Origin of the sequence: Klebsiella sp. BDA134-6, from assembly GCF_015601345.1 — a bacterium.
Lineage (GTDB): Bacteria > Pseudomonadota > Gammaproteobacteria > Enterobacterales > Enterobacteriaceae > Klebsiella > Klebsiella grimontii.
Genome location: NZ_CP064784.1, coordinates 5595953 through 5611823, shown reverse-complemented (window position 1 = coordinate 5611823; position 15871 = coordinate 5595953). Strand labels below are relative to the sequence as shown.

At 59.0% G+C, this 15871-nt stretch carries 11 protein-coding genes; 8 read left to right on the top strand and 3 right to left on the bottom strand.

All coding sequences use genetic code 11. The features are described 5' to 3' along the window. Position 1: 1 nt before the first annotated feature. Complete coding sequence (locus IYV58_RS26055; protein WP_004126345.1) at positions 2–1000, top strand: glycosyl hydrolase family 8; 999 nt, start codon at positions 2–4, stop codon at positions 998–1000. A 265-nt stretch (positions 1001–1265) separates the two neighbouring features. Then, positions 1266–1373 (top strand): type I toxin-antitoxin system toxin Ldr family protein, encoded by a 108-nt coding sequence (locus IYV58_RS26050; protein WP_042926890.1) that lies wholly within the window; start codon positions 1266–1268, stop codon positions 1371–1373. Positions 1374–1455: 82 nt separating this feature from the next. Here the strand turns inward: IYV58_RS26050 and bcsG are convergent, their stop codons facing one another. Genes bcsG through bcsE form a run of 3 tightly spaced genes read right to left on the bottom strand, consistent with a single transcriptional unit; the run spans position 1456 to position 4879 of the window. Next, a complete protein-coding gene (bcsG, locus tag IYV58_RS26045; RefSeq protein ID WP_004126343.1) occupies positions 1456–3132 on the bottom strand; it encodes a cellulose biosynthesis protein BcsG in 1677 nt (558 codons plus the stop codon). After that, on the bottom strand, positions 3129–3326 hold the full coding sequence (bcsF, locus tag IYV58_RS26040; protein WP_004126340.1) for a cellulose biosynthesis protein BcsF: 198 nt from the start codon (positions 3324–3326) through the stop codon (positions 3129–3131). The genes bcsG and bcsF overlap by 4 nt, the downstream gene beginning before the upstream one ends. Further along, positions 3323–4879 (bottom strand): cellulose biosynthesis protein BcsE, encoded by a 1557-nt coding sequence (bcsE, locus tag IYV58_RS26035; protein WP_049114981.1) that lies wholly within the window; start codon positions 4877–4879, stop codon positions 3323–3325. The genes bcsF and bcsE overlap by 4 nt, the downstream gene beginning before the upstream one ends. Before the next feature lie 167 nt (positions 4880–5046). On the opposite strand from bcsE, the gene bcsR reads away from it, so the two are divergent. The 6 genes from bcsR to bcsC are packed head-to-tail and all read left to right on the top strand — an operon-like array spanning position 5047 to position 15523. After that, positions 5047–5235 carry a cellulose biosynthesis protein BcsR gene (bcsR, locus tag IYV58_RS26030; protein ID WP_004126335.1) on the top strand — a complete coding sequence of 63 codons (189 nt, stop codon included), beginning with the start codon at positions 5047–5049 and terminating at the stop codon, positions 5233–5235. Between the two features lie 11 nt (positions 5236–5246). Next, complete coding sequence (gene bcsQ, locus IYV58_RS26025) at positions 5247–5993, top strand: cellulose biosynthesis protein BcsQ (protein WP_195729329.1); 747 nt, start codon at positions 5247–5249, stop codon at positions 5991–5993. Beyond that, a complete protein-coding gene (gene bcsA / locus IYV58_RS26020) occupies positions 5981–8599 on the top strand; it encodes a UDP-forming cellulose synthase catalytic subunit (RefSeq protein WP_195729328.1) in 2619 nt (872 codons plus the stop codon). The genes bcsQ and bcsA overlap by 13 nt, the downstream gene beginning before the upstream one ends. A 10-nt stretch (positions 8600–8609) precedes the next feature. After that, positions 8610–10943: a cellulose biosynthesis cyclic di-GMP-binding regulatory protein BcsB gene (gene bcsB, locus IYV58_RS26015; protein WP_195729327.1), complete on the top strand. Its 2334-nt coding sequence runs from the start codon at positions 8610–8612 to the stop codon at positions 10941–10943. Between the two features lie 3 nt (positions 10944–10946). Further along, on the top strand, positions 10947–12056 hold the full coding sequence (bcsZ, locus tag IYV58_RS26010; protein ID WP_004126327.1) for a cellulose synthase complex periplasmic endoglucanase BcsZ: 1110 nt from the start codon (positions 10947–10949) through the stop codon (positions 12054–12056). Then, positions 12038–15523: a cellulose synthase complex outer membrane protein BcsC gene (gene bcsC, locus IYV58_RS26005; protein ID WP_195729326.1), complete on the top strand. Its 3486-nt coding sequence runs from the start codon at positions 12038–12040 to the stop codon at positions 15521–15523. Before bcsZ ends, bcsC begins: the two co-directional genes overlap by 19 nt. Positions 15524–15871: the final 348 nt, after the last annotated feature.

Genomic DNA, 15871 nt, shown 5'->3' with positions numbered 1-15871 from the left:
TATGTCCTTGCGTGCTTTAGCGACAGTCGTGGTGACGACGGTGATGATGCTTCCCCACGCGTGGGCCGATACGGCGTGGGAAAGCTATAAATCGCGTTTTATGATGCCGGACGGGCGCATTATTGATACCGGCAATGGCAACGTCTCTCATACCGAAGGGCAAGGTTTTGCTATGCTGTTAGCGGTGGGCAATAACGATCGCCCCGCCTTTGACAAGCTATGGCAGTGGACCGATAAAACGCTGCGTAACAAAGAAAATGGGCTGTTTTACTGGCGCTACAATCCGGTGGCGCCTAATCCGGTGGCGGATAAAAACGATGCCACCGATGGCGATACCCTGATTGCCTGGGCGCTGCTGCGCGCGCAGCAGCAGTGGCATGAAAAATCCTACGGCAGTGCGTCGGATGCGATAACCGCTTCGCTACTGAAGTCCACGGTGGTCACCTTCGCCGGCCGTCAGGTCATGCTTCCGGGCGCGAAGGGATTCTATCTCAACGATCATCTGAACCTTAATCCCTCCTACTTTATCTTTCCGGCATGGCAGGCTTTCGCCGCGCGGACGCATTTAACCGCCTGGCGAAAGCTGCAGAGCGATGGTCAGGCGCTGCTGGGGAAAATGGCGTGGGGGACATCTCAGCTTCCCAGCGACTGGGTCGCCTTAAGAGCGGACGGCAGGATGGAGCCGGCAAAAGAGTGGCCGACGCGGATGAGCTTCGATGCGATCCGTATTCCGCTGTATGTTTACTGGAGTGACCCGAAAAGCAGCCTGTTGACGCCATGGAAAAACTGGTTCCAGCGCTATCCGCGTCTGCAAACGCCGGCGTGGATCAATGTCAACACCAATGAAGTGGCGCCGTGGTTTATGACCGGCGGGCTGCTGGCGGTACGCGATTTAACCCTTGGCGAAGCGCAGGCCGAGCCGCAGATTAGTGCCCAGGACGACTACTACTCCGCCAGCCTGAAGCTGCTGGTATGGCTGGCAAATAAAGACCAGGCGTAAACTATGGAAGGCGCCTCGAATAACGCGCCAGGACCGAGTACTGAAATCGGAAGGGCGCCGTAGAATCATCGGCAAGCCGGGATTACCCGGTGAGGCGCAATGTTGTGGGGGCTTGAACCCCGGCGGCAGAGATGAATTGGTTGCTGGAAAGAGAAAACCCCCGCACGTTGTTTGGTATCAACCTGGCAACGTATCGGGGGCTACTCTCAAACCTGAACAATTTGAGGATAGCCGCGAACGGTTGCCATTGCAACAAGGCGGCTGTATGACGCTCGCTCAGTTAGGCCTGGTGCTGTGGGACGATCTGGCGGCTCCGGTGATTGCTGGCATTCTGGTCAGCATCATCGTGAGCTGGATGGATAACCGCAAGTAGCCAGCCGGTGGGTATCTGCCTGCCTTAGTGGCAGCATGCGCCCGAACGGGGCCGCAGGGGTAACATCCTGCGGCCTTTTCGTTTACTGCGGATAAGGGACCCAACTGCCGCCGTTCAGCTGAACATACGGTTTCCCCTGGTACTGAATGACGATAGCGTTGGAGTTTTCCGACACCGCCGCGCTCTGCGGCAGGTTGGCTATATACTGCTGCCAGTTGATGTCGTTTTCGTCAAACATCTTGCCGTCGAGGGCGCGAACCACCAGCTCAGAAATCGCCAGGTAGCTGCTTGGCTGGTTGATGATTATCGGCGCATCGGGATGTTGCGCTTTAATGCCGAAGAATTTCACCGCCGCAGGAACGTTAGTAATGGACGGACTGGGAATATCGCGCAGGCCGGAAACCTGCATTTTGTCGCCTTTCAATGCTGCACCGTGTTCCGGTACGACGATGACCAGCACCTTACGCCCCGATTTCTCCAGTTCAGTGAAGAAACTGTCCAGCTCATCGAAGAACTTCTGCGCACGGGCTTTATAGTCCGCGGTTTTGCTCTGGCCCGGATAGTGGTTACCGTCATGCAGCGGCAGCGTGTTGTAGAAGGTCGCCGTGCGCGGCGTATTCAGCTTATCCAGCGTCTGCAGCCAGCGGTTCAGCGTTGCCTGGTCGTCATAGACCGGGGAGCCGTCAAAGCCCTGCAGAATCACCGGCAGGCCGGATTGATCCATCAGCGGGCTCTGGATACCGCCCAGCGAGCGTAGTTCTTTCAGGAAATCGCCGAAGATACCGTTGTGACCGAGCATCAACTGCTGAGTAAAGCCCAGCTTCGCGAGGTTTTCAAACAGATAGCATTCGCTACCTGACGGCTGGTAGAGGTTGGCGTGCGAGAGCTGGCCGCAGCTGGCGCGCAGCAGACGCGCCGCCGCCGGGCCGCTGTAGGAGGTCGCCGAGTTAAAGTTTTTGAACAGCAGGTCGAAATGCTTCCACAGCGGATGGTCCGTCAGCCCGGCTGCTTCAATGTCTGACCATGAGAGCGAGCAGATATTGATAATCAGGACATCAAACGGCTGGGCATCGGCCGGAAGCGCGTCCGGGAAAGTGGTTTTACGTTTCTGCTCAGAAGCATAAAAGGCGTTCAGCCAGTTGGTCAGATTGGCTGAAGTCGGCGGCTCGGTTTGCGGCGGAATATCGTTATTCGCCGGTGCGGTATTGGTCGCGATGGCCGTACCGCCGGTCGTATTCGCGGTGGTGTTCGCCGCCACTGCCGTTGGCTGACCTGCCGGCCAAAGGGTGAAAGAGGGCAGCAGCGGGCTGACGACCAGCCAGACCATGATTGCAGAGACGAAAACCGTCACCCGCAGCCACTGGCTGATAAACAGCCACAGAACCAGCAGCACGAAGAAAGCGCCGACCATATTCCAGTTAATAAAGCGGGTCACCAAATCCCAGATATAGTCGGCGCTGAAGCCGGCAATCTGCGAGCCCTGGCTGGCAATGCTTTCCGGGCCGGGCAGCCAGGTGTCGTGCCAGAACAGCATAAAGCCCAGCGGGATCGCTATCCAGTGGCGGATGCGGTGCAGCTTATACTGCGGAATCGGCACCAGCAGGAAGGCCAGAAACACCAGGTTTAACATGGGATGAAAATTGAGGTATCCCGCCCATAGCAAAGCGAACTTCACCAGAAAGTAGAAGTTCCAGCCAGATAAGCCTCGCCAGTACCGCCAGAGCGGAAGCGACGCGGTGGGTGTTTTGGGTTTGGTCATTTCGTTGGTTTGCCTTGCCTGGATGCCGCTTCCCGGCGCAGCACGCCAGCCGGTTTGACATAACGGGGTTTAAAGAACATCAGTCTTAACGTGGTGCGAATACGCCGCTGGTAGTGGCGCGTCAGGTATCCCAGCGGGAAGAACAGCAGGGCGCACAGGACGACCAGCTGAATAATATCGGCGATAGACATCATAAGGTTGGCTCCCCATCAAGGGACAGACGGTGCGCCTCGGGGTTGCGCCGCCAGCTTCGCCCGTCATGGGTCGCGTTGATGGTTTCATTTTTGCCAAGCGAAATGGGCAGCGGCGTGTTCCAGTTCTCCGGCAGAATCCCGCGCATCTGGATGATCTCTGCCGTTATTTGCTTATCTTCAAACCAAATCATACGGTTAGAAAAAATATCGCCGGTTGGTAAAGGGAAAATATGGTTTAACGCGGTATCCAGGTCGTTCACCCGGCAAAATGACAGAAACAGCACCAGGCGATTGTTGCCGATGGTCATAATGTCGCCCATGCGGTTGGGCTTGCACAGCGTCAGCGCCTGCTCTACGCGCAGGCCGGGCGCCGGGCGCAGCGCCACCATCACGCCTTTGCCATCGGCGGGCAGCATGGTGTTGGCCATAATATTATGCACCGCTTCGCAGAAGTCCTCCCATTTCTGGTAGCCGCGCAGTTTTAGCGGCTGGCTCCAGGTCAACAGAGTATTAAAATCTTCCGGAATATGGCGAGTAAACTGCTGTTTCTGAACGCTTTCTATAAGCGTAAGGCAGCGTGATAACGGCGCGCCGCTGGGAATAACCATATTGGCGCCGCTACTCAGCAGCAGGCGTTCATCGGTGGCGCGCAGGCTTGGCGTTTGCTCACGGACGATAATTTTTAACGCACTGCCGCGCTGTCGGCGCAGGGTATGGATATAGCGTCCCAGCTGTTCAATCTGCTCATTCTGGGTAATGGAGAAGATCAGCGTCGCCGCCTGCGCCATCCTCCCGGCGTTGAAAACGGCGTCGTTGGTATCGAACAGCGTCCAGTATTCGGAAAGCGCGGGAGCCCCCTCCAGTACGCGCAGATTGCTGAGAATGACTTTCTCATCGCTGCGCGGCTGCACCACCGTTTCTTCATCCTGCGCCAGCTGCCAGCCGTTCTCATCCTGGAGAACAATGAGCTGCTGCCGGGCGCTGATGCCTTTTTCACTTCCCCACCAGGCGATATCGAACAGGTGATTATCCCCCTGGTAACGAATACTTGCCAGGCCGGAAAGCGAGCGGTACTCGCGTAATAAAGGGGAGAGTTGCTTATCGATATCGTGCCCGGAATTAAGTACTAATAATGAACAACGATGGTAATTAGTCCATCGATATGATTTTTCAACCCAATTGCATAGATCTTCACTTTTTATATTTTGCCAGGCATTTTCAGCGCATAGCAGAATAAACAAATAATTGCCAGGTTCGAGGGAGCAAACTAAATCACGGTGCATTTCTGCCAGACCCTCAAAGCGGTTCGGCATGCTAAACAACGCGATCTTTTCTGGGCCGCGATCTTTTCCTGGTGCAATGATTTTATTGGGGTTCTCGCCCATGACTATCGCCGCAACCTGACTCTTTTTATCCTGGGCTGCCAGCGTATGGTTGAGCAGGCTTACTGCGTCGGCATGGCGGTCGACATTCAGCCACCATACTCCACCAACGGGCATATGGCGTACTTCGTCCCATAATGATGAAATACCCAAAGAATATACGATATCCACGGCGTCCCTCGTGAGACTTGATTTACACTTGATTAGTTTACTAGCGAAAGCGTCAGAGTAAACCTAACATTGAAATTAAAGGACATCAGTTTTAGCATGTAAACATATTTTAAGGATGAACTTACGCCTCTCGGTTTAATTTATTGTATTTTCCAACGGACAGAGAAATGCCAGCAAAAGAGCCTGCTGTACCCACCGATGCGACTTTGGGCTACACGTTTCAAAATGATTTCCTGGCGTTAAGCCGGGCATTTTCCCTGCCTGATATTAACTACCACGATATTTCCCGACGCGAGCAGTTAACCGCGGCGCTAAAACGTTGGCCATTACTGGCTGAATTAGCAGAGAAAAAGTAAGGAAGCCATCAATGGCGATTCTGGGATTACAGGGCGTGCGCGGCGGTACTGGCACCACGTCGATAACCGCTGCGCTGGCCTGGGCGCTGCAGTTACTTGGTGAAACCGTACTGGTGGTGGACGCCAGCCCGGACAACATGCTGCGCTTCTTTTTCAACGTCGATTTCAGCCATAAAGCGGGCTGGGCGCGCGCCACGATCGACGGCACCGACTGGCGCGACGCCGGGCTGCGCTACACTTCGCATATCGATCTGTTGCCTTTTGGTCAGTTGACGCCGGGCGAGCGCGAGAATATCGACCAGCTTCAGCCGACGCTGGCGCCGATGGCCGGGATCGTGCAGAAGCTCCATCAGCAGGGCGATCACCGCTGGCTGCTGATTGACCTGCCGGACGGTTACTCGCCGCTGACCCGCTCTCTCATTGACGTCTGCGACCGCACGCTGGTCGTCGTGCATCCGGACGGCAATAGCCATATTCGCCTGCATCAGCAGGCGCTGCCGGTCAATAGCGATATTTTGATTAACGATCTGCGCGTCGGCAGCCAGCTGCAGGAGGATTTGTATCAGCTGTGGCTGGAGAGCCAGCGGCGCATTCTGCCGGTAACGATTCATCGTGATGAGGCGATGGCGGAGTGTCTGGCGGCGAAGCAGCCCCTCGGCGAATACCGCCAGGACTCGCTGGCGGCGGAAGAGATACTGACGCTTGCCAACTGGTGCCTGCTGCACTACGCCGGCAAGGGGGCGGAATGCTTCGCCTGAGCGCGCTGCTGCTGGCGCCGCCGGTCGGGAAACGGCTGAGCGAGCGCTATCTTGATTACCGCCAGCACGGCGCCTCGTGGTTGTCGGCCGCGCTGGGCTGCCTGTGGGCGTCTCTGGCATGGGCGTTTATGCCGTTGGAAACGCCGCGCTGGCAGGCTATCCGCGAACGTCACGGCGAGTTTTTCCCGCATATTAATCCGCATCGGCCGCGCCCGCTGGACCCGATTCGCTACCTGCTGCAAGCCGTGTGGCTGCTGGCGACGCGGGCGCCTGAGCCGGATAAAAAGATCAACTGGCGTTCCCTGGCGGCGCTGGAAGGCGTCCACGGGCGCTACGCCCAGTGGCTGGAAAAGCTGCCGGAAAAGGTCAACGCCCGTACCGGCCATCTGGATAAGCATAAAGAGCTGGGGCACCTGAATCCGAAAATACGGCGGCTTATTCTGGGCACGATAACCTTTTTCTCGCTGATCCTCGCGCTGCTCTGCATTACCCAGCCGTTTAATCCGCTATCGCAGTTTATTTTCCTGCTGCTGCTGTGGGGCGTAGCGCTGCTGGTGCGCCGTATTCCGGGACGCTTTTCGGCCCTGATGCTGATCGTGCTGTCGCTAACCGTCTCCTGCCGCTACATCTGGTGGCGCTACACCTCGACGCTCAACTGGGATGATCCCGTGAGCCTCGTGTGCGGGATAATTCTGCTGTTTGCTGAAACTTATGCCTGGGTGGTGCTGGTGCTGGGGTATTTCCAGGTCGTCTGGCCGCTGAACCGTCAACCGGTTCCGCTGCCGGAGGATATGGCGCAGTGGCCGACGGTCGATATTTTTGTGCCGACCTATAACGAAGACCTTAACGTGGTGAAAAACACCATTTACGCTTCTCAGGGCATCGACTGGCCGAAAGACAAGATCAATATCTGGATCCTCGACGACGGCGGGCGCGAAGAGTTCCGTCAGTTCGCCAAAGACGTCGGGGTGCACTACATCGCGCGCACCACCCACGAACACGCGAAAGCCGGCAATATCAACAACGCCCTGAAGTACGCCAAGGGCGAGTTTGTGTCGATTTTCGACTGCGACCACGTGCCGACCCGTTCGTTCCTGCAGATGACCATGGGCTGGTTCCTGAAAGAGAAAGCGCTGGCGATGATGCAGACGCCGCACCACTTCTTTTCCCCGGACCCGTTTGAGCGCAACCTGGGACGATTCCGCAAAACGCCGAACGAAGGCACGCTGTTTTATGGCCTGGTGCAGGACGGGAACGACATGTGGGATGCGACCTTCTTCTGCGGCTCCTGCGCGGTGATCCGCCGCGGCCCGCTGGATGAAATCGGCGGCATTGCCGTGGAAACGGTGACGGAAGACGCCCACACCTCCTTGCGCCTGCACCGTCGCGGGCACACTTCAGCCTACATGCGTATTCCGCAGGCGGCTGGTCTGGCAACGGAGAGCCTGTCGGCGCATATTGGCCAGCGCATCCGCTGGGCCCGCGGGATGGTACAAATTTTCCGCCTTGATAACCCGTTGTTTGGCAAAGGGCTGAAGCTGGCGCAGCGCGTCTGCTACGTCAACGCGATGCTGCACTTTCTGTCCGGTATTCCGCGGCTGATCTTCCTGACCGCGCCGCTGGCGTTTCTGCTGCTGCACGCCTATATCATCTATGCGCCAGCGCTGATGATCGCCCTGTTCGTGCTGCCGCATATGATTCACGCCAGCCTGACCAACTCGAAGATTCAGGGCAAATACCGCCACTCTTTCTGGAGTGAAATTTATGAAACGGTGCTGGCGTGGTATATCGCGCCGCCGACCTTTGTCGCGTTGATTAACCCGCATAAGGGCAAATTCAACGTGACGGCGAAAGGCGGCCTGGTGGAGGACGAGTACGTCGACTGGGTGATCTCTCGTCCCTATATCTACCTCGTGCTGCTGAACCTGGTCGGCGTCGGGGTGGGGATCTGGCGCTTTATGTACGGCCCGGAAAACGAAATTCTGACCGTCTGGGTGAGCATTATCTGGGTGTTCTATAACCTGATTATTCTCGGCGGCGCGGTGGCGGTCTCGGTTGAGAGCAAGCAGGTGCGGCGATCGCACCGCGTGGAGATGTCGATGCCAGCGGCGATTGCCCGCGATGACGGGCACCTGTTCTCCTGTACCGTCCATGATTACTCCGACGGCGGCCTCGGCGTCAAGATTCACGGCGAGGCGCAGGTGCTGGAAAGTCAGCACGTCAAGCTGCTGCTGAAGCGCGGGCAGCAGGAGTACGCCTTCCCGGTGCGGGTTGCGCGGGTCAACGGCAGCGAGGTTGGGCTACAGCTGCTGCCGTTAAGCAATCAACAACATATCGATTTTGTACAGTGTACGTTTGCTCGCGCAGATACGTGGGCGCTTTGGCAGGATAGCTTCCCGGAAGATAAGCCGATGGAAAGCCTGCTGGATATCCTGAAGCTGGGGTTCCGTGGATATCGTCACCTGGCGGAGTTCTCTCCGCCGTCGGTGAAGGTTATTTTCCGCTCGCTCACCATGCTGGTGGCCTGGTTTGTCTCGTTTATTCCGCGCCGTCCGGAACGCGCAGCGGCGACACTCTCGGCAGAACCGGCGATGGCTCAACAATGATGATAATGCGATGAACAGAAAACTCTCTTTGATTTATGCAGTAGCGGTGGGCATTGGCGGCTGGTCTCCCTTCGCTTCGTATGCGGAACCGGCGCCGCAGGCCACGCAGACGACGACGGTACCCGGTATCGCCGGTACGGTGGCGGACAGCCAGCCCACGGCGACGCTTGCCGACCCAGCGGCGCCGGTGGTGGTGCTGGATAACGCCCCGACCCGCGACGTGAAGCTGACCTTCGCTAAAATCGCCCCGCCTCCGGGCAGCATGGTGCTGCGCGGCGCGCGCCCTGAGGGTTCGGTAGAGTTCGGCATGCGCAGCGATGAAGTGGTAGCGAAAGCGCTGCTGAATCTCGACTACACGCCCTCTCCGTCACTGCTGCCGGTGCAGTCGCAGCTGAAGGTGTATCTTAACGATGAGCTGATGGGCGTGCTGCCGGTCACCAAAGAGCAGTTGGGCAAAAAAGTCAGCGCGCAGATCCCTATCGATCCGCTCTATATCACCGACTTTAACCGCGTGCGTCTTGAGTTCGTTGGCCACTATCGCGATGTGTGTGAAAACCCGGCCAGCAGCACCTTATGGCTGGACGTCGGTCGCGAAAGCTATCTGGATTTAACCTACCAGTCGCTGAACGTGCGCAACGATCTTTCGCATTTCCCGGTGCCGTTCTACGATTCGCGCGATAACCGCCAGCTGACGCTGCCGATGGTCTTCGCCTCCGCACCGGATGTCCTGCAGCAGCAGGCGGCGGCCATTATCGCCTCCTGGTTTGGTAGCAAGGCGGGCTGGCGCGGCCAGCAGTTCCCGGTCCAGTTCAACCAACTGCCTGACCGTAACGCCATTGTTTTTGCGACCAACGATAAGCGCCCTGACTTCCTGCGCGAGCATCCGCCGGTTAAGGCGCCGACGATTGAAATGATCGACCACCCGGATAATCCGTACGTCAAGCTGCTGGTGGTCTTCGGGCGGGATGATAAAGACCTGCTGCAGGCGGCGAAGGGGATAGCCCAGGGCAATATTCTGTTCCGCGGCAGCAGCGTGACGGTTGACGATGTCAAACAGCTGCAGGCGCGTAAACCGTACGATGCGCCAAACTGGGTGCGTACCGATCGGGCGGTGACCTTTGCCGAGCTGAAAACCTACGAACAGCAGCTGCAATCCAGCGGTCTGGTGCCGGATTCCATCAACGTGGCGCTGAACCTGCCGCCGGATCTCTACCTGCTGCGCGCCAACGGCATCGATATGAACCTGAACTATCGCTATACCATGCCGCCGATCAAGGACAGCTCGCGCATGGATATCAGCCTTAACGATCAGTTCTTACAGTCCTTCAGCCTCAACAGCTCGCAGGATGTGAATAAGCTGATACTGCGCCTGCCGGTGCTGCAGGGGCTGCTGGACGGCAAAACGGAAGTGACGATCCCGGCATTGCGCCTCGGCGCCATGAATCAGCTGCGCTTCGACTTCCAGTATATGAACCCGATGCCGGGTGGTTCTATCGATAACTGTATTACCTTCCAGCCGGTGCAGAACCACGTGGTGATAGGCGATGACTCGACCATCGATTTCTCGAAGTACTATCACTTTATGGCGATGCCGGATCTGCGCGTCTTTGCTAACGCGGGCTTCCCGTACAGCCGGATGGCCGATCTCGCCGATACCCTGGTCGTGGTACCCAGGTCGCCGACCGAGGGCCAGGTTGCCACGCTGCTGGAAACCGCCGGCGGCATCGGCGCGCAAACCGGCATGGCGGCCATTAACCTGCGCATGACTGACGACGGTAGCCAGATTAAAGATAAAGACGCCGACCTGCTGCTGATTGGCTCCATTCCGCAGGCGCTGAAGGACGACACGAAAATCAACCTGCTGGTTGAAGCGACCAAAAGCTGGGTGAAAATGCCGATGCGCCACTACGATCTGGCCAGCATCTATCCCGATACCGAGGCCAGAACGCCGAATACCCGCACCGACGTCACGTCGACCGGGCCGATGGCGGCGATTATTGGCTTCCAGTCGCCGTACAACGATCAACGCAGCGTCGTGGCGCTGCTGGCCGACAGCCCGCGCGGCAACGAACTGCTGACCCAGGCGCTTAACGACAGCGGTAAACGCGCGGCGATGTTTGGTTCCGTTGCGGTCATTCGTGAGTCGGGTGTTAACAGCCTGAGGGTGGGCGATATTTACTATATCGGCCACCTGCCGTGGTTCGAACGCATCTGGTTTGCGCTCTCCAGCCATCCGGTGCTGCTGGCGATTCTGGCGGCGGTCAGCATCGTTCTGCTGGCATGGGTACTGTGGCGCATGCTGCGTATTATCAGCCGTCGCCGCCTCGATCTTGATGATGAGTAATTGATGATGAACGCGGTACGTAGTGTGGTGTTATCAGTATTGATGCTGGCGGCGGCGCAGGTGAGCGCCGCCTGCCAGTGGCCGGCCTGGGAGCAGTTTAAAAAAGAGTACGTCAGCGCCGAAGGTCGGGTTATCGATCCCAGCGATGCGCGAAAAATCACCACCTCAGAAGGACAAAGCTACGGGCTGTTCTTTGCTCTGGCGGCTAACGATCGCGACGGCTTCCGCAAGCTGTTTGAGTGGACGCAAAACAATCTTGCTGAGGGCGATCTGCGCGCGCACCTGCCGGGCTGGCTGTGGGGGAAAAAGAGCGATGACCAGTGGACGGTGCTGGACAGCAACTCCGCCTCGGACTCCGACCTGTGGATAGCCTGGGCGCTGCTGGAAGCCGGACGTCTGTGGCAAACGCCTCACTATACGGAAGTCGGCAAAGCGCTGCTGGCGCGTATTGCCGAAGAAGAGGTCGCCACGGTGCCGGGACTGGGGCCGTTGGTACTGCCGGGAAAAGTCGGCTTTGTTGATGACGGCGGCTGGCGTTTCAATCCCAGCTACCTACCGCCGCAGCTGGCAACCTATTTTGCCGCTTTTGGCGCACCCTGGCCGAAAATACGCGACAACAATCTGCGCCTGCTGCTGGAGACCGCGCCAAAAGGCTTCTCGCCTGACTGGGTGCGCTACCAGAAAGGGAAAGGCTGGCAGCTAAAAGCGGATAAACCGATTATCGGCAGCTATGACGCCATCCGCGTCTATCTGTGGACCGGTATGCTCGATGACGGCGATAAGCAAAAAGCCCCCCTGCTGGCGCGCTTTAAACCGATGGCGGCCCAGACGGTTGCACAGGGCGTGCCGCCAGAAAAAACCAACATCGCGACCGGTAAAACCACCGGTAATGGCCCCGTCGGCTTCTCTGCGGCGTTACTGCCGTTCTTGCAGAAGGAAGATGCCCGCGCCATTCAGCGCCAGCGCGTCGCCGATGACTATCCCGGGGCGGATGCATACTACAGCGCGGTCCTGACCCTTTTCGGCCAGGGATGGGATCAACACCGTTTTCGTTTCACCGCCGGCGGTGAATTACGGCCTGACTGGAACCAGGAATGCACAAGTTCTCACTAAGCTTATTCACTCTCTCCCTGGGCGTCGCGCTGATGCCGCTGGCGCATGCCGCGACTACCCCTGTTCAGGAGCATCTACTGGAGCAGGTCCGCCTCGGTGAGGCCAGCAAACGTGAGGATTTGGTGCGCCAGTCGCTCTATCGCCTGGAATTGATCGACCCGAATAATCCGGACGTTGTTGCCGCGCGGATGCGCTATCTTCTCCGCCAGGGCGATACCGCCGGCGCGAAGCAGCAGCTGGAACGTCTGGCGAAGCTGGCGCCGGAATCGCCTGAGCTGAAAGCCTCGCGCGATGAGATGAAAAGCAGCACCGGCGATGGTCGCCAGGAGCTGCAGCAGGCTCGTCTGCTGGGCGTGGCAGGGAAGGTTGATGAAGCCATCGCCGCTTACGAGAAGCTGTTTAACGGCGTTCCTGATGATGATGACGCGGCGATTGAGTACTGGACGCTGGTGGCGCGGCTTCCCGCCCGTCATAACGAAGGCATCAATCAGCTGAAAAAACTTAACGCCCGCTTGCCGGGCAACGTCTCGCTGCAAACGGCGCTGGCGAAACAGATGTTTGGCGATAATAAGCCCGAAGAGGGATTTGCTTATCTGGAGCAGATGTCCCGCTCGGCGGCGGGCCGCGGTATCGCGGCGGACATCTGGTTTAACGAAGTGAAAAGCATGCCGGTCAGCCGGGCCAGCGTGCAGGCGCTGCAGCGCTTTCTCATGCAGTTTCCCACCGGTTCCACCTCGGCCAATGCCCGCGTCCTGCTCGATCAGCAGCAGACGCAGCTAAAAGACCCGACGTTCCGCGACCGCGCGGAGGGGCTGGCGGCGGTGAAGGCCGGGAAAGGTTCGGTGGCCGTGGCCGATTTGCAGCAGGCCGTACGGGCGGATGCCAAAGACAGCGACGCGGTTGGCGCATTGGGGCAGGCGTACTCCCAGCGCGGCGATCGGGCGCGGGCGGTGGCCCAACTGAGTAAAGCCATCAAAATGGACCCGGATAGCCCGAGCCGCGATAAGTGGGACAGCCTGCTCAAGACTAACCGCTACTGGCTGCTGATTAAGCAGGGCGATAGCGCCCTCAAAAGCGGCCAGCTGGCGCAGGCGCAAAATAATTACGCCCAGGCGCAGCGTATAGACAATACCGACAGCTATGCGGTGCTGGGGCTGGGCGACGTGGCGGCGGCGCGTAAAGAAAACGCGGCGGCGGAGCGCTACTACCAGCGCGCGCTGCGAATGGATCGCGGCAACAGCCTGGCGGTGCGCGGTCTGGCGAATCTGTATCGCGCCGAATCGCCGGAAAAAGCCAGCGCGTATATCGCCAGCCTGTCGCCGGGCCAGCGGCGCAGCATTGATGATATTGAACGCAGCCTGACGAACGATCGGCTGGAGAAACAGGCCGAAGCGCTGGAGAGCCAGGGCAACTGGGCGCAGGCGGCGGAAGTGCAGCGCAGACGGCTGGCGCTGGATCCGGATAGCGTGTGGATCGCCTACCGTCTGTCGCGGGATCTGGTCAGCGCGGGCAGCCGCAGCGAAGCCGATGCGATCATGCGCGCGATGGTCAACCGCCAGCCTGGCGATGCCGACCGGGTTTACGCCTACGGCCTCTATTTATCCGGAAATAACCAGGATGAGATGGCGCTGGCGCAGATTAACGCCCTGCCTCGAGGGCAGTGGACGGATAATATCCGCGAGCTGGAGGCGCGTCTGCAAAGCGACAGGATCTTGCGGCAGGCAAACCAGTTGCGCGATAGCGGCCAGGAAGACCGGGCGATCGCGCTGATTCAACAGCAGCCGACGTCGGTGCGCTACGCGCTGACGCTAGCGGACTGGGCGCAGCAGCGCGGCGACAGCCTGACGGCGATTGCTGAATATCAGCGGGTGCTGGGGCAGCAGCCGGACAACGGCGATGCGCGTCTGGGCCTGGCGGAAGTGTATCTTGCCGATGGCGATAAAAATGCCGCCCGCGCCCAGGTGGCGCAGCTCAAGGGTGAAGACATCGATTCTATCAATATGCAGCGGCGTATCGCCCTGGCGCAGGCCGGGTTGGGCGATCGCGCTCAGGCGCAGCAAACCTTCGCCCGCATCGTGCCACAGGCGAAAGCGCAGCCGCCGTCAATGGAAAGCGCGCTGGTGCTGCGCGACGCCGCGCGTTTCCAGGCGCAGAACGGCGAGCCGCAGCAGGCGCTGGAAGGCTATAAAGATGCAATGGTGGCCTCCGGCGTCGCCCGCGAGCGCCCACAGGATAACGACACCTTTACGCGGCTGACGCGTAACGACAGCAGCGATGACTGGCTGAAGCGCGGGATCCGCAGCGACGCCGCCGATCTTTATCGTCAGCAAGATCTTAACGTCACCCTCGAACATGATTACTGGGGCTCCAGCGGTACCGGCGGCTATTCCGACCTGAAAGCGCATACCACAATGCTGCACGTGGACGCGCCGCTGGCCGACGGGCGCATGTTCTTCCGTACCGATCTGGTGAATATGGACGCCGGGAGTTTTTCGACGAAGAGCGACGGCAGCTATTCGCCGAGCTGGGGTACCTGCGGTGAAATCGCCTGTACCGGCGGCAGCAAACACCAGAGCGACAGCGGCGCCAGCGTCGCGGTGGGCTGGAAGAATGATACCTGGAGCGGCGATATCGGCACTACGCCGATGGGCTTTAACGTCGTTGATGTGGTGGGCGGCCTGAGCTACAGCAGCGACGTTGGCCCGCTGGGCTACACCGTTAACCTCCACCGACGCCCCATCTCCAGCTCGCTGCTGGCCTTTGGCGGGCAGAAAGATAACCCTAACGACGGCCATACCGGCAAGACCTGGGGCGGAGTGCGCGCCGACGGCGGCGGTGTGAGTCTGAGCTACGATAAAGGCGAGGCCAACGGCGTCTGGTCTTCGCTGGGCGTCGACCAGTTGACCGGGAAAAACGTCGCCGACAACTGGCGCGTGCGCTGGATGACCGGCTACTACTATAAAGTCATTAACGAAGATAACCGCCGGGTCACCGTCGGCCTGAACAATATGCTCTGGCACTACGATAAGGATCTCAGCGGCTATACGCTGGGTCAGGGCGGTTACTACAGTCCACAGGAATATGTCTCCTTCTCGGTGCCGGTCACCTGGCGTCAGCGGACGGAGAACTGGTCATGGGAGCTGGGAGGCTCGGTGTCATGGTCCCATTCGCGCACCAAAACCGAGGCGCGCTATCCGCTGCTCAATTTGATTCCCTCGCAGTATCGCCATGATGCCAGCCAGCTTACGGAAGAGGGCAGCAGCAGTTCCGGCGTCGGTTATACCGCGCGGGCGCTGATTGAGCGACGGGTGACCAGCAACTGGTTTGTCGGGGCGGCGGTGGATATTCAGCAGGCGAAAGATTACACCCCGAGCCACGCGCTGCTGTACGTCCGCTATTCAGCTTCCGGCTGGCAAGGCGATATGGATATGCCGCCGCAGCCGTTGGTCCCTTACGCTGACTGGTAGCAGATTAGACTGAATTATGCGACAGGGCGCCACTCCACGGCGCTCTTCGCGTATACTCGTTGCCTTCAGCCAGGCACGCAGATTCCCTTTCCGGTGGCGCTGAAGCTGCACTGCGCGCTGCATCCCGGAGGCGGCGCCAGGGGCGCCTGTCCGGGCCACCGGCCCGATGGCGGTGGTGAACTTATCACCCGGACGGTTTTGTAGCCCGGTAAGGCGTCAGCCGCCGCCCGGGAATGTTCCCCGGTCGCGCTGTGCTTTACCGACCCGTGTAGCCTGCGGGAAAGCCTCCCGATGGCATTGCTTCGCGCCTGGCGGGCGTGAGCGAACAATTTAAGTATATAATCAGCC